Origin of the sequence: Brevundimonas sp., from assembly GCF_052436175.1 — a bacterium.
GTDB lineage: Bacteria > Pseudomonadota > Alphaproteobacteria > Caulobacterales > Caulobacteraceae > Brevundimonas.
In genome coordinates this window covers 1-17,974 of the sequence record NZ_JBQVNM010000058.1, presented here as the reverse complement: position 1 = coordinate 17,974, position 17,974 = coordinate 1, and the positions used below count along the sequence as shown (strand labels likewise).

Genomic DNA, 17,974 nt, shown 5'->3' with positions numbered 1-17,974 from the left:
GCCGGGGCGACGGCCGGAGCGACCGGACGCGGCGCGGGCGGCAGCTGGTTTTCGGTCGGCGGCAGGGCCTTGGGCGCCGGGCGCGGCTGGACCTCTTCGGGCGGAGGGGCGAACTGGGGTTCGGCGGTCGTCGGCTCGGCGCTGCCGCGATAGACCTGGACGTCGGCGTTGGGGTCCACCGGCTGGGCGTCGATCGGCGCCTCGACCTTCAGCTGGCCCACCGGCGTTCCCACGGCGGGCGGCACGTCCTGGGACGACCGCAGGCCCGAGCGATAGACCAGCACCACGATCACGATCAGCACCAGCAGCACGGCCGCGCTGACGATCAGGGTCACCGGCGGCGCCTTGGACGGCGGCGTGCGGCGCGCATCGAAGCCGCCGCGATTGAACGGCAGGTCGTCGTCGGTCGGCGGCGTATAGGCGCCGCGATCGTTTCCGCGGTTGTGATCGTCGTGGGACATCGGGGTCGGCCTCTGGAACGTCTCGTCGCGCGAATCGGCGCGCAGGACATCACTCTAGCGCGTAGGCCGCTCCAGACGAATCACAGTTGGCAGGGATTCACAGTTGGTGACGATTCACAGATCGAGCGCGGAATCGAGGTTGAACAGCCGCCGGTGCTCCTCGATGGCGAACCGGTCGGTCATCCCGGCGATATAGTCGCAGACCGCCCGCCCCCTCCGCACGGGATCGTCCGTCCGCGCCCGGGCCGCCCATTCCGGCGGCAGGATGTCGGGCTCGGCGACGACAAGGTCGAACATCTCCGCCAGGATGCGCCGCGCCTGGCTGCGGATGCGGTTCACGCGGTAATGGCGATACATCCGCTCGAAAAGAAACCGCCTCAGCCCGCCCAGCTCGGCCAGCATGGCGGGCGAAAAGGCGACCATGGAGCGTTTGGCGGCGCGGACATCCTGCACCGACTGCACCTTGGCCTCGGCCAGACGCCGCTCGGTCTCGGCCAGAACGTCCTCGACCATCACCCCGATCATGCGCCGCACGGCCTCCAGCCGGATCATGCGCGCATCCAGATGCGGCCAGTCCCGGCGCACCCCGGCCAGCACGGGCCCGATCAACGGCACCTCCGACAATTCCTCCAGGCTCAGCAGCCCCGACTGCACCCCGTCGTCCACGTCGTGGTTGTTGTAGGCGATGTCGTCGGCGATGGCGGCGACCTGCGCCTCCAACGAGGCGAAACCGCCCAGCTCCAGGTCCCAGTCCGGCCGCCCGGCGGCATAGCCGGCGATGGCCTGCCAGGCCGGCTCGTCCAGCCGGTGATCGACCGGGCCGTTGTGCTTGACCACCCCCTCCACGGTCTCCCACGACAGGTTCAGCCCGTCGAAGGCCGGATAGCGGGCCTCCAGCTTGGTCACCACGCGGAAGGTCTGGACGTTGTGGTCAAACCCGCCCCACAGCGCCATCCGGGCCTGAAGCTCGTCCTCGCCCGCATGGCCGAACGGCGGATGGCCCAGATCGTGGGCCAGGGCGATGGCCTCGGCGAGATCCTGATCCAGGCCCAGGGCGTGGGCCAGGGACCGGGCGATCTGGGCCACCTCCAGACTGTGGGTCAGGCGGGTGCGGTAGTGGTCGCCCTCATGGGCCACGAAGACCTGGGTCTTGCCCTTCAGGCGGCGGAAGGCGGTGGAATGTATGATCCGGTCGCGGTCGCGAGCGAAGGCGCTGCGGGTGCGGCTGGCCGGCTCGGGCGTCAAACGTCCGCGCGAGGTTTCCGGCCGTTCGGCGAACGGAGCCTTGAGCCCGGGTTGAAACGGCGTGGCCTGATCCAAGTGAGACTTTCATTTTCGAGCGGCCCTTTGCGATCCGCCTGTCCAGCCTCATATAGTCAGCTGTGAGCACCGTCCAATCCGCCCCCCTGTTTGAAGTCTCCACCGGCCGGGCCGCCCCCGAAGGCATCGTGCTGGACGCCAGCGCGGCGAAACGGCTGGCGAAGTTGTCGGCCGCCGAGGGCAAGGCCCTGATGCTGCGCGTCGCCGTCGAGGGCGGCGGCTGCTCCGGCTTCCAGTACCAACTCGATCTGGTCGAAACCGCCGAGGCCGACGATCTTCGCATCCAGGCCGACGGCCAGACCGCCCTGATCGACCCGGTGTCCGTGCCCTTCCTCAAAGGGTCCGAGATCGCCTTCGTCGATGAACTGGCCGGCGCCCAGTTCGTCATCCGCAACCCGAACGCGGCGACCAGCTGCGGCTGCGGCGTCAGCTTCTCGATCTAGGCGTCGCCGTGCGGCTCAGTCGGCGGTGAGCGCCGCAAGGGCGTGATCCGCGATCAGGGCGTCGGCCAGGCCGTGCGGATTGCGCACGCCATAGTTTTCCGTCGTCACTACCACGACCGCGTCCATATCCGGCACGATGACCACCTTGTTGCCGCCTGTACCGGCCATGGCCCAGGCCGAATGCGCCTTGCCCGCGACCGTGTAGGTCGGAAGCCAGATCAGATACCCGTAGTCGCCATGGTCCCCGGCCCTGGCATGCGGACGGGTCATCGCCTCGGCCCAGGCTTCCGGCAGCACCTGCCGTCCCTGCCATTCACCGCGATTCAGCAGGATCTGGCCCAGGGCGAGGAGGTCGCGACTGCGCAGGCCGAGGCCCCCTCCCCCCTGCGCCAGGCCGGTCGGGGAAATCTGCCACTCGGGTTTCTCGATGCCCAGGGGATCGAACAGCGCGCGCCGGGCGAAGTCCGGCAGCGATTCCCCCGTCGCCGACTGCACCACCGCGCCGAGCGTCGTCGAACCGGCGGTGCAATAGCTGAACGCTCGCCCGTAAGGCTGGTCGGCAGGCTTGGGGATCCAGGCCGGAAAGCCCCGGATCGGCAGGCTGAAGGCGAAGTTCACCCAGTTCTCGATCAGATACATCCGCTCCTCGTTGCCGCGCGAGAACTGGTTCTCATCGTCGCATTCGAGCAGGGAGCTCATGGTCAGGAGGTCTTCGACCGTGATCGCCGCCTTGCGCGGGTCCGGATTGTCGAACGGACCATAGGCGGCGATGAAGGGCAGGACCGGCGCCTGGGCGCTCGGGATATCGCCCTCGGCAATTGCCGCGCCGACCAGCATCGCGGTGACGGTCTTGGTCGCTGAACGGGTGTTGCGGCGAGCCTCGGCGCCGCCCTCATCGAAATAGGTTTCGTGCACCAGCTGGCCGTGTCGCGCGATCAGGACGCTGGTGATCTTCTGATAGGTCCCGGCGCGGACGGCGGCGTCCAGAGCCGCAAGCCCTTCCACCGAGACCCCCTGGCGCTCCGGGGTCGCCGAAGCCCATTGAGGCCCGGCATGGGCTTGGGTCGATAGGGACAAGATCGCGGCGATGGCGAGGGCGATGAAGGGCTGGCGCATGATGATCCTCTGACAGGCGGAGGACCCTGCCGTGGGCGCCCGGCGCCGTCTTGAACACGTGAAACCGCCTACCTGAAAATCGCACGATATCGGGCGGGCGTCAGACCGTAGAAGGTCGTGAACTCCCGCGTCATGTGGCTCTGATCGGCATAGCCGACGCTGGCGGCCACGGTCGCCAGATCCTCGCCCCGTCCTACCAGCCCAACAGCGCGGTCGGCGCGCGCCTGACGAATGGCGGTCGCGGGCGATCGCCCGAAATGACGTCGATACCGCCGGGCCAGGGACACGGCGTGAACGCCCACGATGTCGGCGACGGCCGCGACTTCCAGACCCGGTCGCGACGACAGGTCGCCGATCGCTTCTTGAGCCCGCCGGACCCAGTCGGGCGAGGGATCCTCCCGCAGCTCGAACGCCTCATGCACGCTCGCGGCGAGATCGAGCGCGAGCCCCTCGACTGTCAAGGCGTCGCCCGGCGTGAAGCGGGCGGTGGCTCCCACCAGCCGCCGCGCAACGGTCTCGGCGCGGCCGAACAGGCGCATGGGATCTCCGCGTCGGGCGCCCGGCGGCGGGGCGAAACTGACCGACATGAACCGGCCGCCCGCCTCGTCGAAACAGTCCCGATGTTCCACGCCCGCAGGGTTCCAGATCAGAGCGCCGGCGCCGAACGCGGAGCCCGGGGTCGTGCCAGCATCATGGGCCAGGCTGCGATACCCGCCGTCGAGCGCCAAGACGAGGTGGGCGTCGTCGTGGGAGTGACTTTGGACCTCTTCAGGCGGCAGGGTCGCGGTGCGCAGGTCGATACGAAAGCCCGACGAGGACACGCTCCGAAAGCGCGAGCCGAAGAACTCGCCCGCCGCCAAGGTCATTGAGGTCATGGGCCGACCGTATTCGCTCACCGACCCTAGGACACCATAATATTCGGTAATCCCGAGGGGCCGGCGCTCGCCAAGCTGTTGCATTTAGCGATTTCCCTAATTAGGATTTTTCCTATGAACACGCTGTTCAAGGCCCTGTCGCACCCGGTCCGGCGTCGCATTATCGAGATGCTGCGCAAGGGGCCGATGGCGTCGGGCGACATCGCCGCCGCCTTCGACATGAGCTGGCCGACCATCACCGGCCACCTGAACGCGCTGAAGGAGGCCCATCTGGTCAGTCCCGAGCGCGACGGCCAGACGATCCGCTACCGGCTGGAGATTTCGGCCGTGGAGGAGGCCCTGGCCTTTCTGATGGACCTGGCGGGCGCCGGTCAGACGGTCGAGGCCGCGCCGACCGCGCCGAACTTGACGGAGACCCCGAAATGACCGACCGCCGCTTCACCCTTCTGGACGCCGCGACGGCCGCCGTGACCGTGGCCATCGCGGCCCTCGCCCTCTGGGTCTGGCTTCGCCTGCCGGACGTTCCCTATCCGATGCATTTCGACGCGCGCGGCGAGGTTGATCGTTGGGGCGGCAAGGGCGAGCTGGTCCTGCTGTTCGGCTTCATGGCCCTGATGACCGCCATCACCGCCGGCATGATGGGCTGGTACGCCGAGGCGTCTGACGAACCGGCCCGGCGGCGCGGGCTCCGGGTCGGCCAGGCGGTGTCCCTGCTGGCCATCGGAGGAACCAGCGCCTTCATGGCCTGGGCCATCCTGGGCAAGGCCTGGGGCGTGGCGCCGCCGGCCATCGGCTGGATCATGGCGCTGACGGGTCTGATCCTGGTCGTCATCGGCGCGGGTTTGGGCCGGGTCGCCCCCAATCCCCTGATCGGGGTGCGGACGCCCTGGAGCTTCAAGAGCCGTCTGGCCTGGGACCGTTCCAACCGACTGGCGGGACGTCTGTTCTTCTGGATCGGCCTCGGCCTCATCCTGTCGGCGCCGGTCGCGCCCCAGCCGGCCGGGAGCGTCGCCATGACGGTCCTGATCCTCGGCGCCGCCCTGTGGTCGGTGTTCGAGAGCTGGCGCGTCTGGCGCGCCGACCCCGACCGCCAACCCTTCTGACCCCGCACCTCATCCCGGAGACCGCCATGTTGTCCCTGCTGCTCGCGACCGCCCTCGCCGTCTGGCCCAACCAGACCACGGCTGGCTCCGCCGAGATCGAACTGCCGTCCCAGCCCGTCCCCCTGCACGGAACCCTGCTGACGCCCGAAGGGGCGACGCGCGCCGCCGCCGTCATCATTCCGGGCTCCGGCCCGACCGACCGGGACGGGAACAGCCCCCTCGGCGTCACCGGCGGGGTTCTGCGCCAACTGGCCGAGGGGCTGGCCGAACGCGGCGTCGCCACCGTCCGCATCGACAAGCGCGGGATCGCCGGCAGCGCCGCCGCCGGCTTTGACGAAGCGAAGCTGACCTTCGATATCTATGTCGCCGACGCCCGCGCCTGGGCCGAGACGGCGGCCACCCGGACGGGACAGCCCTGCGCCTGGTTGATCGGCCATTCGGAGGGGGCGCTGGTGGCCGAACTGGCCGCGGCCGACAACCCGAGCGTCTGCGGTCTGGTCCTGCTGTCGCCGGTCGGACGCAAGGCCGGCGACGAAATCCGCGCCCAACTGAACACCGCCCTGCCCGAGGCGATGAAGCCCGCCGCCCTGGCCGCCCTCGACGATCTGGAGGGCGGGCGCACGACCGCCAACATCCCGGGTCTGGAGGCCCTGTTCCGCCCGTCGGTCCAGCCCTATCTGATCAGCTATCTGACCAAGGACCCGGTGGCCCTGGTCGCGGCCTATGACGGCCCGATCCTGCTGGGCCATGGCTCGCACGACATCCAGGTGACGCCGGACAACACCGACCGCCTCGCCGCCGCCCAGCCGAACGCCGTGAAGGTGATCTTCGAGGGTGCCAACCATGTCTTGCGGCAGGCGCCCATGGACCGGGCGGGCAACATGGCGACCTATGGAAACGCCTCGATCCCGCTGGATCCGGCCGTCGTTCCGGCCGTGGCGGACTTTATTCTGAAGGCGCGCTGAGCCCCCGGCGCGCCTCGTCGGCCAGGGCGAAGAACCGCTCGCGCACCTCGGCCGAGAAGGGATTGTCGCGCTCGATGGCCTCAAACACGGCCGGGCTGTCGTGGCGGACCATCTCCACCCCCTGCATCAGCCGCTCGAAACTGGTCGTGGTCATGCGGGTCGGCAGAGGCTCCATGGCGATCAGGACGCGCGCGATCAGGTGGGTCAGCCCCTGAACCGTCGCCGCCTCCCGGTCATGGTCCTCGGCCGAGACCACGAAGACCTTCAGCCCCAGAAGCTTCCGACCCCAGGCGGCGACGCGGCGGGCGGCCTTGGGGTCGTTGGCGGGACAGACGGCCATCCTGAGCCCCGCCACGCCGTCGGCCGCGCTCTGGGGTCCGAACAGGGGGTGGGTGCCGACGATTCGGACATGATCGGGCAGGCCCGCCGTCATCCACCGCATCGGCAGGACCTTCACCGATCCCACGTCGATCACCAGTGCGCCGGGCGTCAGATGGGGAGCGATCGCGGCGATGGTCGCCTCCATCACCCCTACCGGCACGGCCAGCACCACCACCGGACAGGCCGCCGCCGTGGCCAGATCGACCAGACGGGCGTGGGCGTCGCCCTCCCCCGCCGGATCATGGGCCAGAATCTCGAACGTCGCCGACAGGTGCCGCGCCGCCAGCCGCCCGAAGGCGCCGTAGCCGATCAGGCCGAGGCGAGGCCGCGCCGCCGCCGTCACAGCGTCTCCTGGAACCGCACCGGCCGTCCGTGGGCCGAACCCAGAAGTTCGGCGTCGCGCATGACAACCCGGCCGCGCACGATGGTCGCCATCGGCCAGCCCGTGGCCTCGAAGCCGTCGAAGGGGGTCCAGCCGCAGCGGCTGGCCTGCTGGTCGTGGGTGATGGTGCGCTTCGCCTTCAGGTCCACCAGGGTCAGATCGGCATCATAACCCTCGGCCATCCGGCCCTTGTTCGCGGTCTGGAACACCCTCTGCGCGCCGCCCGAGGTCAGGTCGATGAAGCGCTCCAGCGACAGCTTGCCGTTCGCCACATGGGTCAGCATGACCGGCACCAGGGTCTGCACCCCCGGCATGCCGGAGGGCGAGGCCGGATAGGGCTTGGACTTCTCTTCCTTCGTGTGCGGCGCGTGGTCGGAGCCGAGCACGTCGGCCACGCCCTGCTGGATGCCGGTCCACAGGCCGGCGATGTGAGGAGCGTTGCGGATCGGCGGGTTCATCTGGGCGTAGGCGCCGAGACGCACATAGGCCTCGTCCCCGTCCAGGGTCAGGTGCTGGGGCGTGATCTCGACGGTGGCGATGTCCTTGTGGTTCGCCAGGAAGCGGATCTCCTCGGCCGTCGAGACGTGCAGCACATGGATGCGGGCGCCGGTCTCGCGCGCCAGCCGGACCAGTCGCTCGGTGCTGCGGATGGCGCTCTCGGCGTCGCGCACCACCGGATGGCTGGTCCAGTCGCCGGTCACGGCCAGTTCGCGCCGCTCGGCCAGACGGTATTCGTCCTCGGAATGGAAGGTGGCGCGCCGATTGACGGTCGACAGCACCTTTCGCACCCCGTCGTCGTCGGCGATCAGCAGGTCGCCGGTCGAGGCGCCCATGAAGACCTTGACCCCGCAAATGCCCGGCAGCCGCTCCAGCTCGTCCAGATACTCCGCATTGGCGTGGGTGCCGCCCACATAGAAGGCGTGGTCGGTCCACATCCGGTCCCGCGCCCGGGCCAGCTTGTCCTCAATGGTCGGCTGATCGACAGTGTTGGGATTGGTGTTCGGCATCTCGAACACGGCCACGACCCCGCCCAGGGCCGCCGCGCGACTGCCGGTTTCGAGGTCTTCCTTCCACTCCAGCCCTGGCTCGCGGAAATGGACCTGGGTGTCGATGACGCCGGGCAGGACCGTCAGGCCGGAGGCGTCCACCACCTCGCCCGCCGACGCCAGAGACAGGTCGCCGATGAAGGCGATCTTGCCGTCGCGCACCCCGACGTCGGCCATGCCCCGCCCGGCGTGGTTGGCGACCTCCCCGCCGCGAACGATCAGGTCATAGGTGCTGGACATGGCGCGGACTCCGATGAGCGATTGCCGTCTTGTGAACACCGAGGCCTACGGGTCAAGTCCGGGGTGAGCGGAAGCCGCGATCAGCCGACCTTGTTCCGTTCGGCCAGCATCTTCTTCGCCGCCTTCATCACCCGTTCGGCGGGCAGGTCCAGCATGTGCTGAATGGCCTGGTTGAGCCGGGGATCGAGCGTCTTGAACTCGTCCAGGGTCCGGGGGCCGCGCACAGACACCCCGCCCCAGGGGCCGACGCGGGTCTCGTCCGAGGGGCCGAAGACGCCGATGGAGGGCGCGCCCGCCGCGACCGCCAGATGGGTCCAGATCACGTCGCCGCCGACATAGAGTCCGGCGTGGCGCAGGGCGGCGGCAGTCTGCAGCCGGGTCAGCTTGCCCTGGGCCTCGATCACCCGGTCGCGGGCGACGGCCAGTCGGATGGTGTGGGCCAGATCGCGGTCGGCCTCCTCGCCCACGATCAGCAAGCGGCCGTTGGCCAGGGGGCCGGTCTCGTCGTTCAGCAGGGCGGCGGCCACCCGGGAATAGCGGTCCGCCGGCCAGCGTTTGCCCATCCAGTCCGCGCCGGGACCGACCGCCAGGATCGGCCGGCCGTCCGGCTTGACCAGGGCGTCGGCGACGGCCCGGGTCTCGTCGGAGAAGAACAGTTTCGGCGCCGGAACCTCATCCAGCCTCAGAACCTCGGCGGCGTCCTCGACCGCGTGGCGCTCAGGCCGGTCGGGGCCGCGCACGGCCCGCTTCTGGCGCTTCAGCTTGCCGGAGATGGTCGATCCGCGCATGTCGACGACCAGACCCCAGCTGGTCTCGCGCAGCTGGTTCCAAAGCGCGATCCACTCGAACCGGCCGTCCCTGTCGAGCACCAGCAGGCGCGACAGGTTGGGCGTATCCGCGAACAGGGGCGCGCTGGCGGGCGAGCCGACGACCGTGATCCGGGCCTGCGGCATCTGCTCGACCAGATAGGCCAGCACGCCCGACGACAGGGCGGCGGCTTCGGCCTCGGCCTCGGCGATGTACAGGATTGAAAAGCGGCCGATCATCCGGGCTCCCCATACAGGGATTCTGGATCGCGTTCGATTCGATTGCGGACCCAAGCGACGCCTTCCGCTATGCAGACGGCATGTCTCTCCCGCTGCTGCCCGGCCGGGAATGCGGCGGTTGCGTCGAATGCTGCCGCGTCATTCCCCTCAGCCTGCCCGAACTGTCCAAGCCGACGGGCAAGCTCTGCGCCTATTGCGTGGACGGCGCCGGCTGTTCGGTTCATGCGATCCGGCCCCAGACCTGTCGCACCTGGTTCTGCCTGTGGCGGGTGGTGGAGGTGTCGGACGACTGGCGGCCGGACCGCTCCGGCGTGATCCTGAGGCCCGATGGGCTCGAGGAGGGGCGGATGACTCTGTTCGTCCTGCGCCGCACCGAATTCCTGGACAGCCCTGCCTTTCGGACGACCGTGGCCCACTGGATCGCCGAAGGGTTCGAGATCGGCCTCAGCGTGCCGGGGCCTGTCGGAACCCTGCCCGTGCGCGCCGTCGTCACCGACTGGCTCAGGCCGGCGACCGACGCCGACGACCCGGTCGCCTTCCAGTCGCGCCTGACGGCGGCGCTGGACCAGCTCGACGCCCATGAGTTCGAGCCGGACGGGGTGATCGCCCACTACGCCGTGGCCTGATCCCGGTGGCGGGTTGCGGGCCCAACCCCTATCTCTGCCCCATGTTCATCGCCCGACTCGACAGCCGCGCCCTGATCCGCGTCTCCGGCCCTGACGCCCGGCCCTTCCTGCACAATCTGGTGACCCAGAACGTCGAGACCCTCACGCCCGGCGAGGTGCGCTTCGGCGCCCTGCTGTCCGCGCCGGGCCGGCTGCTGTTCGACCTGTTCCTGTGGGGCGAGGACGAAGCGGTGGTGCTGGACGTGGCCGCCGTGAAACGCGACGTCCTGATGCAGAGGCTGTCGATGTATCGCCTGCGCGCGAAGGTGGAAATCTCGGCCGACGACCGGCCCGTCTTCGCCTGCTGGCCCAGCGTGGATGACGGCTTCCTCGCCGACCCCCGCACCCCTTCGATGGGGGGACGCGCGCTCGGCGGCGATCATGCGACCAACGCCGACGAGGCCGATTGGCATCGACATCGACTGGCGGTCGGCGTCCCGGACACGACCTTGGACGCAGGGGACGACAAGGCCTATGCGATCGAGGCCGATTTCGACCTGCTGAACGGCATCGACTTCGCCAAGGGCTGTTTCATCGGCCAGGAGACCACCTCGCGCATGAAGCGGCGCGGCGCCATCAAGAACCGGATGGCGCCCATCGCCTTCGACGGTCCGCCCCCTTCCCCCGGCGCCGAGGTGTTGAACGGCGACCGACGCGCGGGCGAGGTGCTGGGCGGGATCGACGGCGCGGCGATGGCCCTGCTGCGGCTCGACCGGCTGGACGGCGACCTGACGGTCGAGGGCCGCCCGGTTCGCGTCCGCATCCCCGACTGGATGCCGCCGCCCGCTACGCCGGACTGAGCCGGCTGAAAAGGGGCGCCATCGGGGCTGATCCATCACGGATCGGACCATCTTCCATCATCAAATCATGGCCTTGGCGGTTTGAACACCGCGCCAACCCGCCATGGGTCAGACCTGGCCGATACTGGGTCAGGTCTTTGACATCAGCACACATCGTCCCCGGCCACGCCCGACGATCTGGACTCTACGGACTCTCTCGACTCCGTTTTTGCGACCGGATCACGAGGCCGGAGCGACCCCGAACATGGCGACCAGCCGGTTGCGTTTGGCCAGAAGGGCGGCCCGGGCCAGGGTCGCGGCCTTGGACATGTCGGCGTCCAGCGCGGCCAGGGCCTTGTCGATCGACCCCGTGGTGCGGACCAGGGCCGTGTCCTCGATGAACTCCTCGGCCGGGCAGCGGCCGCCGAAGGCCCAGTACATGCCGCCGGCGCCGTTCTCCTGATCCAAAACGCAGCGCTTCTCGGGCGCCAGGGACAGCCACATCACCGCCCGGAAGTCGGCCAGGGCGCCGCCGGCGAAGTCATCATGCCCGAGCAGCCCGCCAGAGGCCGCCGTGGTGTCCACGGTCTGCAGCCCCTCGCGAATGATGATGTTGCGGGCGTCGCCGATCCTCTGCATCTGGTTGACCTGTTGCGAGATCTGCAGGGCCCGGTCGCGCTGGGAGGCGTAGAGGGTGAAGCGTCGGCCCAGGCCCTGGATGCGCGGCCAGGTCGCCTCGAACTCGTCCACGCCCACGTCGGCGGCCGCGAAGACGATCTCGTGGAAGACCGGCGGCTGGTCCGGGCCCCGCGCAGCCATGACGTCCAGCGCCCGCTCCAGCACCCGGTTGCCCATGGAGTGGGCCACCAGATGAACCCGCTCGGCGCCGGTCCGGTTCGCCACATCGGTGAGGAAGTCGGCCACCTCGTTCAACAGATCCTGATCGGCCACGGTCCGGGTGTCCGCCTGATAGCCCAGCAGCGACGCCCGCGACGGCCAGGAATAGAGGATCGGCGCCCCGTCCAGGTTCATGTCCACCGCGATCTGGGCCGTGCGGATGGCCGCGCCCTCGAACGATGTGTTGTAGCCGTGGATGAAGACGAAGACCTCCTTGCGCTCGGTGGAGCCCACCGCCTTGGCGACGCGCTCGAAGAAGATGTCGCGGCTCGACACCGGGCTGACGCTGTTCAGGATCATGTGCTTGTTGGGATCGGGCCGGAACTCGAGCGTCCAGATCGACGGGCGCGGGATGGTTCCCGGCGCCCGGTCGCGCGGCACGCTGACCTCGGTCACGCCATAGCTGAGCGGGCCGCGCTGACCTCCGAACATCGCCGCCGGCGTCAGGGCGTCCGTGCGAGCCCGGTGCGTGGCGTACCAGACGTCGACCAGATCGAAGTTCGACGGACCGTCCGCCGGCGCGGCGCGCGTCAGCATCGGCTCCAGTCCGGCCGAGGCGCGGGCGGCGTCCACAGCCTCGCGATAGGCCGCCAGATTGGGATTGGCCGCGCCCCAGACCGTCTCGCGAATGAGGAAGGCCTTCTCCAGCCAGTCGGCCCGGCGCGCCGGTTCGGTTGCCAGGGCCGCGAGTTCCTCCATCGGCTGGGCCAGGGAGATGTCGCCCTGACCCCGGAACCGCATGATGTCGAGCAGGCCGCGATTATAGGCCGCCACCGCCTCTCGCGTCCGACCCGCCTCAGCGAAGACCCGCGCCACGGCCAGGTTCAGTTCGATCAACAGATCCGTATCGGTCGCCGCCAACTGCTCAAGCAGGACCGGATCGGTCGCCAGGGCCTGGAGGCGATCCAGATCGTTCGCATCCAGGGCGGCGGCCACCGCCTCTAGCGACACGGCGGACTGCAGGACGGCCGGCGTGTTTTCTGCGGTCTGGACGACCGTCGCCGCGCCGACCGGGGTCGCACACAGGAGAAGGAGGGCCAGCCCCGTCCTGAGCCATTTTCCGATGGTCATCTCGCCCTCCACCCGTCCCGATCGTCATCCTGTGCCAGATTTCGCCGGTCGGCGACGACTTTCCAGACATGACGAAGCGGGCCCGTTCCGCCAGACTGAGGGCATGACCGAATCCTCCCCCGTTCCCGCCGAAGGCCGCTGCGGCTGGTGCGGGACCGATCCCCTTTATGTCGCCTATCATGACGAGGAATGGGGCGTGCCCGAGTATGACGCCCGGGCCCTGTGGGAGAAGCTGGTGCTGGACGGGTTTCAGGCCGGTCTGGCCTGGATCACCATCCTGAGGAAGCGCGAGGGCCTGCGCGACGCCTTCGACGGCTTCGATCCGGTCAAGGTCGCTGCCTATGGCGAGGCCGATATCGAGCGGCTGTTGGGCGACGCCCGCATCATCCGCTCCCGCGCCAAGATCAACGCCGCCATCAATGGCGCTCGCCTCTGGCTGGAAATCCAGGAGACGGCGCGGCGCGGCGAGGGCCCCGATTTCAGCGAATGGCTGTGGTCCTTCGTCGGCGGGGCGCCGATACAGAACCAGTGGACCGAATTCCGCCATGCCCCGACGCAGACCCCGGAATCCGAGGCCATGGCCAGGGCCTTGAAGAAGCGCGGGTTCAACTTCTGCGGCCCCGTGATCGTCTACGCCTTCATGCAGGCGGTCGGGATGGTGAACGACCACCAGACGACCTGCGCCCGCCATCGTCAGGTGCAGGCGCTGTGAAGACCGGTACGGCCCTTCGTGCCCGCCCCCGGCCCGATCTGGCGCTGGAGACGGCGCTGTCCGCCCGTGTCGGCGGGCTGGTCTGCGGCGTGGATGAGGCCGGGCGCGGTCCCTGGGCCGGGCCGGTTTCGGCCGGGGCGGTGATCCTGAACCCGAACGACATTCCCGAAGGCATCGACGACTCCAAGGCTCTCACAGAGGCGCGACGAGACGCCTTGGCCGTCCAGATCAAGGCCCGCGCCCTGGCTTGGGGCGTCGGCTTCGCCTCGGTGGAGGAGATCGAGGATCTCAACATCCTCGGCGCCACGGGCCTGGCCATGTGTCGAGCCATCGAGGCGATGACGCTGAAGCCCGTCGCCGCGCTCGTCGATGGCAACTACCGGTTCAAACTGCCCTGCGACGTTCAGACCGTGATCAAGGGCGACAGCCTGTCCCTGTCCATCGGCGCCGCCTCGATTCTGGCCAAGACGGCGCGGGACGGGTTGATGGTCGATCTGGCGGCGCAGTATCCCGACTATGGCTTCGAACGGCACAAGGGTTACGCGGCCCCGGCGCATATTGCGGCGCTGGAACGCCTGGGCCCCTGCCCCGCCCACAGGCCGAGCTGGGCGCCGATCCGGGCCCTGCTCGACGCCCGATAGATCACATCGAGAGGACGCCGCCCAGCAGGGCGCCCATGGCGGCGGCGGCGGCCGAGCCGCCAATAAAGATCAGCCAGCGAGAGACCGACTGTTCGACGGCGTCGCCCATGACCCAGCCGGCTTCCTCGATATAAGGCTGAGCGGCGCTGGACGCGGGCTGTCGTCGGGCGAAGACAGGCTGGGCGGCTCTGACCGTTTCGACGAACGGGTGCGGCGCGGTTTCGGCCCAGTAGGCCGGCACGGGGCCCTGAGGGCGGGGCGCGCGGGGCGTCAGTTCGCGCTGCGGCGGTATGACGGGCGAAACGGGCTGGATCGACAGGGTCTGCATGACAGCCGAACGATCTACACAGATCGGCGTTCCGTCCCGCGCCGTCAGGTCGGGATGGTCAGGCGGCGACGGGCAGGTCCAGACGCCGGTCGCTGACCACGAACAGATGCTCGACATTTCTCAGGCGACCGACTGATCCCACCTTCTCGCCCTTGGGATTGTGGATGCCGATCCGGGCGCCGACATAACGCGGCCGGGCGATGTCGATGACGTGGACATGCCCCCGCACTGACAGCATCTCGACCAGGGCGTCGCGCGACAGATAGCCCTCGTCGTTGAACGACACGATCAGGTTCGGGGCCCGCAGACGCTCGACCACCGACGACAGGGCCGGGCCGATGCCGGGGCGGGAGTTGAAGGCGCTCTTGCGGGTGCGGACATCGATCCGCTTGTTGGCGATCCCGTAGGTCTCGGGCCTGTCCCAAAGGGTCAGGCTCTCCCAGACGTGGTAGTTCCCGAGGTAGGAGTGCTGGTTGTAGGGCGGGTCGAGATAGACGAGATCGGCCTCCACCTCGGCCGCGATTTCGACCGCATCGCCCTGTGTGGCTCGCCCCTCGCCCGGCAGCAGAGCCGGAAGGCGCAGCTCCAGCGGCTTCAAGGCCCGCGGCGCCCAGCGCTTCATGTAGGCCATCTGGACCCCCGCCGTGGAATCCACCCGGTCGGCGGCCTCCATCAGACTGACCAGGGCGATGGCCTTCAGCTCCGGCTCCAGCCCCATGGCCTCGATCCGGTCGCGCATGGCGTCGATGCGGGCCCCGTTGTCGGGATGGACATAGCGGGCGTCGGTGCAGAAGGCCTGGGTAAACCAGCCCGCCTCGGGGCGGACCCGGCGCAGTTCGGCCAGCACTTGTTCCGCAGGCGCCGTCCACCGGTCCGCGTCGGCCTGGACATAGGTCGTGGCCAGGGCGTGGGCATAGGCGTTCAGGTCGTTGGACCAGACCCGATACCCCTCACCTTTCAGCGCGTGACCGACCCGCGCAGTGCCGGAGAACAGATCACAGACCTTTCCCCCGTCCGGCAGCAGACCCCGGACCGCTGCCTTGATGGGGTCCAGTAGTGCACGCTTCGAGCCGAGATACTTGATCATCGGGGCAAGCCTGCCCCGCTTCGCCACGCCCTGCAATCAGGGGGCGGCTCCGACGGTCGGCGTCAGGCCTTCTTGCGCCCCGACGGCTTCACGGGCGCCTGGGCGATGCGCAGCAGGTTAGCCGCGCCCGGCGCTCCGAACGGCGTCCCGGCCAGGATCAGGATGCGCTGACCCGGCTGGGCCATGTCGTACTGCATGGCCGAGGTCACGGCGTCCTCGGTGACGTCCTCCAGAGAGGTCGGCTCTTTGCCGAGGCGCGATTCCAGACCCCAGACCAGGGCCAGACGGCGCGCCGTCTCCGGCTTGGGCGTCAGGGCCAGAATGGGCTTCAGCGGCCGCTCGCGCGACATCCGCCGGGCCGTGCCGCCCAAGGTGGTGAAGACGACGATGCAGGCCGTGGACTGGGCCTCGCCGGCCTTCCGCGCCGCCGCGACAAGGGCGTCGGCGTCGATGTCGTCCATGCCCGCGTGTTCGGCGTCCATCAGACTGGGCCACAGGGGATCGGCTTCGACCCGCTCCATGATCCGGTTCATGATCCCGACGGCCTCCATCGGATAGTCGCCGGACGCCGTCTCGGCCGACAGCATCAGGGCGTCCGCCCCTTCATAGACGGCGTTGGCCACATCCGACGCCTCGGCCCGGGTCGGGGCGGGAGACGCTGTCATGGACTCCAGCATCTGGGTGGCGACGATGACCGGAACGCCGCGCTGGCGGGCGGCGCGGATGATCTTCTTCTGGGCGACGGGCACCTCTTCGGCCGGCATTTCAACGCCCAGGTCGCCGCGGGCGACCATGACGCCGTCGCAGTAGTCGAGGATGCTCTCCAGATCCTCCAGCGCCTGAGGCTTCTCGATCTTGGCCAGGCAGGCCGCCCGGCCTTTCACGATCTGCTTCAGCTCGGCCATGTCCTCGGCCTTCTGGACGAAGCTGAGGGCGACCCAGTCGACGCCGAGACGCAGGGCGAAGGCCAGGTCCTCGCGGTCCTTGGGCGTCAGGGCTGAGACCGGGATGATGGCTTCGGGCACGGCCACGCCCTTGCGGTCCGACAGTTTGGAACCGCTCTCGACGGTGACGTCGGCCCAGTCGTCGGTCCGCTTGCCGACGCGGAGGCGCACGCGGCCGTCGTCGAGCAGCAGCAGCATGCCTTCGCGCAGGGCCTTGAAGATTTCCGGATGCGGCATCTGCACCCGCGTCTCGTCGCCCGGCGTGGGATCTAGGTCGAAGCGCATGGTGTGGCCCGGCTTGACCGAGATCTCGACATCCTTGAACCGGCCGAGGCGCAGCTTGGGCCCCTGCAGGTCCGCCAGAACGCCCAGCGGGCGTTGCAGCGCCATCTCCGCGCCGCGTACGGCCTTCAGCGCCGCCGCATGGTCGTCATGCGATCCGTGGCTGAAGTTGAGGCGGAAGACGTCCACCCCGGCCTGGGCCAGGGCCTTGACCGTGCCCGGCGCCCGGCTGGCCGGACCCAGGGTGGCGACGATCCGCGCGCGGCGATCTCTTTTCATGACCTGTCACGTCCCTTGCTCGACCTTTCGGTCGATGCGTTTCCCCAATGGCGTTCTGCCAATGAAACACGCGGACGGTAAGGGCGTCGCCGAAAACGAAACCAGATGTGAGTCCGTGTAACGAAGGCTGATCTACTTCGTCGCCGGGCAGGTCGGCGCCGGAAACAGGCCCAGGTCGATGCAGCGTCCGTCCAGCTCGCCATCCGACTTCACCCCCATGACATTGGCCAGGGTGGGGGCGATGTCGATCGTGCGGATCGGCAGGAAGCGCTCCTGACCCGCGCCCTTGCCGTCCACGCCGCCCGGCTTCCAGAAGATGATCGGCACGCGGCGATCGAACTCCCACGGCGTGCCGTGGCCGCTGAGGGTGCCGCCTACGCGTCCGCCGGTGCTGATATTGGGCTGCCAGGCGAAGGCGATGTCGGGCGAACGGCCGTCCGGCAGGGTCGACAGACGCATCCGCTCGCGCAGGGTCAGCATTTCCGGCTGGTCTGTCGAGACCGGCAGGGGTTCGGCCGCCAGCACCTCGCGGCGCTCGGCGAAGGCGACGTCCGGAAGCGCCCGCAGCAGTTCGACCGCCGCCGTCGCCACCTGGGTGCGCAGGGGCTCCGGCAGGGCCCTGTGGTCTTTGTCGGCGACGATGATGCCGCTGGAGCCCGCCTGAAGCGGGTCGTCTTCCAGGCCGAAGCGCGCCTTGAGCGCTCCGTTGACCTGCTGGAAGGCCGCCATGTCGGCGCGGTGGGCGTGGGGATAGCCGTGCGCCGCCTCGCGCTCGACGAAGTCGGAGCCGCCGTGGTCCGCCGTCAGGACCAGCAGGACGCCGCCGGTGATGGCGTCCAGCCGGTCGAGGAAGTCGCCGAGCGCCGCGTCTAGCCGCATCATCTGTTCGCACATCTCCGGCCCCTGGGTGC

18 protein-coding genes and 2 pseudogenes are annotated in these 17,974 nt (G+C 69.2%); 8 read left to right on the top strand and 12 right to left on the bottom strand.

The genetic code is table 11. The features are described from left to right. Nucleotides 1–461: pseudogene (locus ACT6QK_RS12125) on the bottom strand (SPOR domain-containing protein); the annotation flags it as partial. Nucleotides 462–575: 114 nt separating this feature from the next. Next, nucleotides 576–1,781 carry a deoxyguanosinetriphosphate triphosphohydrolase gene (locus tag ACT6QK_RS12120; protein WP_444598081.1) on the bottom strand — a complete coding sequence of 402 codons (1,206 nt, stop codon included), beginning with the start codon at nt 1,779–1,781 and terminating at the stop codon, nt 576–578. Nucleotides 1,782–1,867: 86 nt separating this feature from the next. On the opposite strand from ACT6QK_RS12120, the gene erpA reads away from it, so the two are divergent. After that, on the top strand, nt 1,868–2,224 hold the full coding sequence (erpA, locus tag ACT6QK_RS12115; RefSeq protein WP_444598082.1) for an iron-sulfur cluster insertion protein ErpA: 357 nt from the start codon (nt 1,868–1,870) through the stop codon (nt 2,222–2,224). A gap of 15 nt (nt 2,225–2,239) precedes the next feature. Here the strand turns inward: erpA and ACT6QK_RS12110 are convergent, their stop codons facing one another. Continuing rightward, complete coding sequence (locus ACT6QK_RS12110; RefSeq protein WP_444598080.1) at nt 2,240–3,340, bottom strand: serine hydrolase domain-containing protein; 1,101 nt, start codon at nt 3,338–3,340, stop codon at nt 2,240–2,242. Nucleotides 3,341–3,408: 68 nt separating this feature from the next. Then, nucleotides 3,409–4,215, bottom strand: a complete 807-nt coding sequence (locus ACT6QK_RS12105) for a helix-turn-helix domain-containing protein (RefSeq protein ID WP_444598079.1) — start codon at nt 4,213–4,215, stop codon at nt 3,409–3,411. 114 nt (nt 4,216–4,329) lie between these two features. Here ACT6QK_RS12105 and ACT6QK_RS12100 point away from each other — a divergent pair, with 114 nt between their 5' ends. The 3 genes from ACT6QK_RS12100 to ACT6QK_RS12090 are packed head-to-tail and all read left to right on the top strand — an operon-like array spanning nt 4,330 to nt 6,283. Further along, complete coding sequence (locus ACT6QK_RS12100; RefSeq protein WP_444598078.1) at nt 4,330–4,641, top strand: metalloregulator ArsR/SmtB family transcription factor; 312 nt, start codon at nt 4,330–4,332, stop codon at nt 4,639–4,641. Further along, the gene (locus ACT6QK_RS12095) at nt 4,638–5,318 is read left to right on the top strand and encodes an SdpI family protein (protein WP_444598077.1); all 681 of its coding nucleotides are present in this window, start codon (nt 4,638–4,640) and stop codon (nt 5,316–5,318) included. Before ACT6QK_RS12100 ends, ACT6QK_RS12095 begins: the two co-directional genes overlap by 4 nt. A gap of 26 nt (nt 5,319–5,344) precedes the next feature. Next, on the top strand, nt 5,345–6,283 hold the full coding sequence (locus ACT6QK_RS12090) for an alpha/beta hydrolase (protein WP_444598076.1): 939 nt from the start codon (nt 5,345–5,347) through the stop codon (nt 6,281–6,283). Here the strand turns inward: ACT6QK_RS12090 and ACT6QK_RS12085 are convergent. The 3 genes from ACT6QK_RS12085 to ACT6QK_RS12075 all read right to left on the bottom strand — a co-directional run bounded on the left by ACT6QK_RS12085 (nt 6,264) and on the right by ACT6QK_RS12075 (nt 9,378). Then, on the bottom strand, nt 6,264–7,007 hold the full coding sequence (locus ACT6QK_RS12085) for a prephenate dehydrogenase/arogenate dehydrogenase family protein (RefSeq protein WP_444598075.1): 744 nt from the start codon (nt 7,005–7,007) through the stop codon (nt 6,264–6,266). The genes ACT6QK_RS12090 and ACT6QK_RS12085 overlap by 20 nt on opposite strands. After that, nucleotides 7,004–8,332 carry a dihydroorotase gene (locus ACT6QK_RS12080; protein WP_444598074.1) on the bottom strand — a complete coding sequence of 443 codons (1,329 nt, stop codon included), beginning with the start codon at nt 8,330–8,332 and terminating at the stop codon, nt 7,004–7,006. Before ACT6QK_RS12080 ends, ACT6QK_RS12085 begins: the two co-directional genes overlap by 4 nt. Nucleotides 8,333–8,412: 80 nt before the next feature. Next, nucleotides 8,413–9,378, bottom strand: coding sequence for a glycosyltransferase family 9 protein (locus ACT6QK_RS12075; protein ID WP_444598073.1), 966 nt, complete (start codon nt 9,376–9,378; stop codon nt 8,413–8,415). A gap of 80 nt (nt 9,379–9,458) precedes the next feature. Here ACT6QK_RS12075 and ACT6QK_RS12070 point away from each other — a divergent pair, with 80 nt between their 5' ends. Then, nucleotides 9,459–10,004 carry a hypothetical protein gene (locus tag ACT6QK_RS12070; RefSeq protein WP_444598072.1) on the top strand — a complete coding sequence of 182 codons (546 nt, stop codon included), beginning with the start codon at nt 9,459–9,461 and terminating at the stop codon, nt 10,002–10,004. 41 nt (nt 10,005–10,045) lie between these two features. Continuing rightward, nucleotides 10,046–10,843 (top strand): CAF17-like 4Fe-4S cluster assembly/insertion protein YgfZ, encoded by a 798-nt coding sequence (ygfZ, locus tag ACT6QK_RS12065; protein WP_444598071.1) that lies wholly within the window; start codon nt 10,046–10,048, stop codon nt 10,841–10,843. A 219-nt stretch (nt 10,844–11,062) separates the two neighbouring features. Here ygfZ and ACT6QK_RS12060 read toward each other — a convergent pair whose 3' ends face one another. Beyond that, nucleotides 11,063–12,790, bottom strand: coding sequence for an alpha/beta hydrolase (locus tag ACT6QK_RS12060; RefSeq protein ID WP_444598070.1), 1,728 nt, complete (start codon nt 12,788–12,790; stop codon nt 11,063–11,065). Between the two features lie 103 nt (nt 12,791–12,893). On the opposite strand from ACT6QK_RS12060, the gene ACT6QK_RS12055 reads away from it, so the two are divergent. Continuing rightward, nucleotides 12,894–13,502 carry a DNA-3-methyladenine glycosylase I gene (locus ACT6QK_RS12055; RefSeq protein ID WP_444598069.1) on the top strand — a complete coding sequence of 203 codons (609 nt, stop codon included), beginning with the start codon at nt 12,894–12,896 and terminating at the stop codon, nt 13,500–13,502. Continuing rightward, entirely contained in the window at nt 13,499–14,143 is a 645-nt protein-coding gene (locus tag ACT6QK_RS12050) for a ribonuclease HII (RefSeq protein WP_444598068.1), read from the top strand. Before ACT6QK_RS12055 ends, ACT6QK_RS12050 begins: the two co-directional genes overlap by 4 nt. Nucleotide 14,144: 1 nt before the next feature. Here the strand turns inward: ACT6QK_RS12050 and ACT6QK_RS12045 are convergent, their stop codons facing one another. The 4 genes and pseudogenes from ACT6QK_RS12045 to ACT6QK_RS12030 form a co-directional block, all read right to left on the bottom strand. Continuing rightward, entirely contained in the window at nt 14,145–14,471 is a 327-nt protein-coding gene (locus tag ACT6QK_RS12045; protein ID WP_444598067.1) for a hypothetical protein, read from the bottom strand. A 58-nt stretch (nt 14,472–14,529) separates the two neighbouring features. Then, a complete protein-coding gene (locus ACT6QK_RS12040) occupies nt 14,530–15,558 on the bottom strand; it encodes a DNA adenine methylase (protein ID WP_444598066.1) in 1,029 nt (342 codons plus the stop codon). A gap of 62 nt (nt 15,559–15,620) precedes the next feature. Beyond that, on the bottom strand, nt 15,621–17,063 hold the full coding sequence (pyk, locus tag ACT6QK_RS12035) for a pyruvate kinase (protein WP_444598065.1): 1,443 nt from the start codon (nt 17,061–17,063) through the stop codon (nt 15,621–15,623). Between the two features lie 132 nt (nt 17,064–17,195). Next, nucleotides 17,196–17,974 (bottom strand): annotated as a pseudogene (locus tag ACT6QK_RS12030) (alkaline phosphatase family protein); the annotation flags it as partial.

Excerpts from the sequence above, each read along its gene's own strand:
- ACT6QK_RS12110 (WP_444598080.1), bottom strand. The coding sequence starts at position 3,340 with ATGCGCCAGCCCTTCATCGCCCTCGCCATCGCCGCGATCTTGTCCCTA.
- ACT6QK_RS12105 (WP_444598079.1), bottom strand. The coding sequence starts at position 4,215 with ATGACCTCAATGACCTTGGCGGCGGGCGAGTTCTTCGGCTCGCGCTTT.
- ACT6QK_RS12100 (WP_444598078.1), top strand. The coding sequence starts at position 4,330 with ATGAACACGCTGTTCAAGGCCCTGTCGCACCCGGTCCGGCGTCGCATT.
- ACT6QK_RS12095 (WP_444598077.1), top strand. The coding sequence starts at position 4,638 with ATGACCGACCGCCGCTTCACCCTTCTGGACGCCGCGACGGCCGCCGTG.
- ACT6QK_RS12090 (WP_444598076.1), top strand. The coding sequence starts at position 5,345 with ATGTTGTCCCTGCTGCTCGCGACCGCCCTCGCCGTCTGGCCCAACCAG.
- ACT6QK_RS12080 (WP_444598074.1), bottom strand. The coding sequence starts at position 8,332 with ATGTCCAGCACCTATGACCTGATCGTTCGCGGCGGGGAGGTCGCCAAC.
- ACT6QK_RS12075 (WP_444598073.1), bottom strand. The coding sequence starts at position 9,378 with ATGATCGGCCGCTTTTCAATCCTGTACATCGCCGAGGCCGAGGCCGAA.
- ACT6QK_RS12070 (WP_444598072.1), top strand. The coding sequence starts at position 9,459 with ATGTCTCTCCCGCTGCTGCCCGGCCGGGAATGCGGCGGTTGCGTCGAA.
- ygfZ (WP_444598071.1), top strand. The coding sequence starts at position 10,046 with ATGTTCATCGCCCGACTCGACAGCCGCGCCCTGATCCGCGTCTCCGGC.
- ACT6QK_RS12060 (WP_444598070.1), bottom strand. The coding sequence starts at position 12,790 with ATGACCATCGGAAAATGGCTCAGGACGGGGCTGGCCCTCCTTCTCCTG.
- ACT6QK_RS12055 (WP_444598069.1), top strand. The coding sequence starts at position 12,894 with ATGACCGAATCCTCCCCCGTTCCCGCCGAAGGCCGCTGCGGCTGGTGC.
- ACT6QK_RS12045 (WP_444598067.1), bottom strand. The coding sequence starts at position 14,471 with ATGCAGACCCTGTCGATCCAGCCCGTTTCGCCCGTCATACCGCCGCAG.
- ACT6QK_RS12040 (WP_444598066.1), bottom strand. The coding sequence starts at position 15,558 with ATGATCAAGTATCTCGGCTCGAAGCGTGCACTACTGGACCCCATCAAG.
- pyk (WP_444598065.1), bottom strand. The coding sequence starts at position 17,063 with ATGAAAAGAGATCGCCGCGCGCGGATCGTCGCCACCCTGGGTCCGGCC.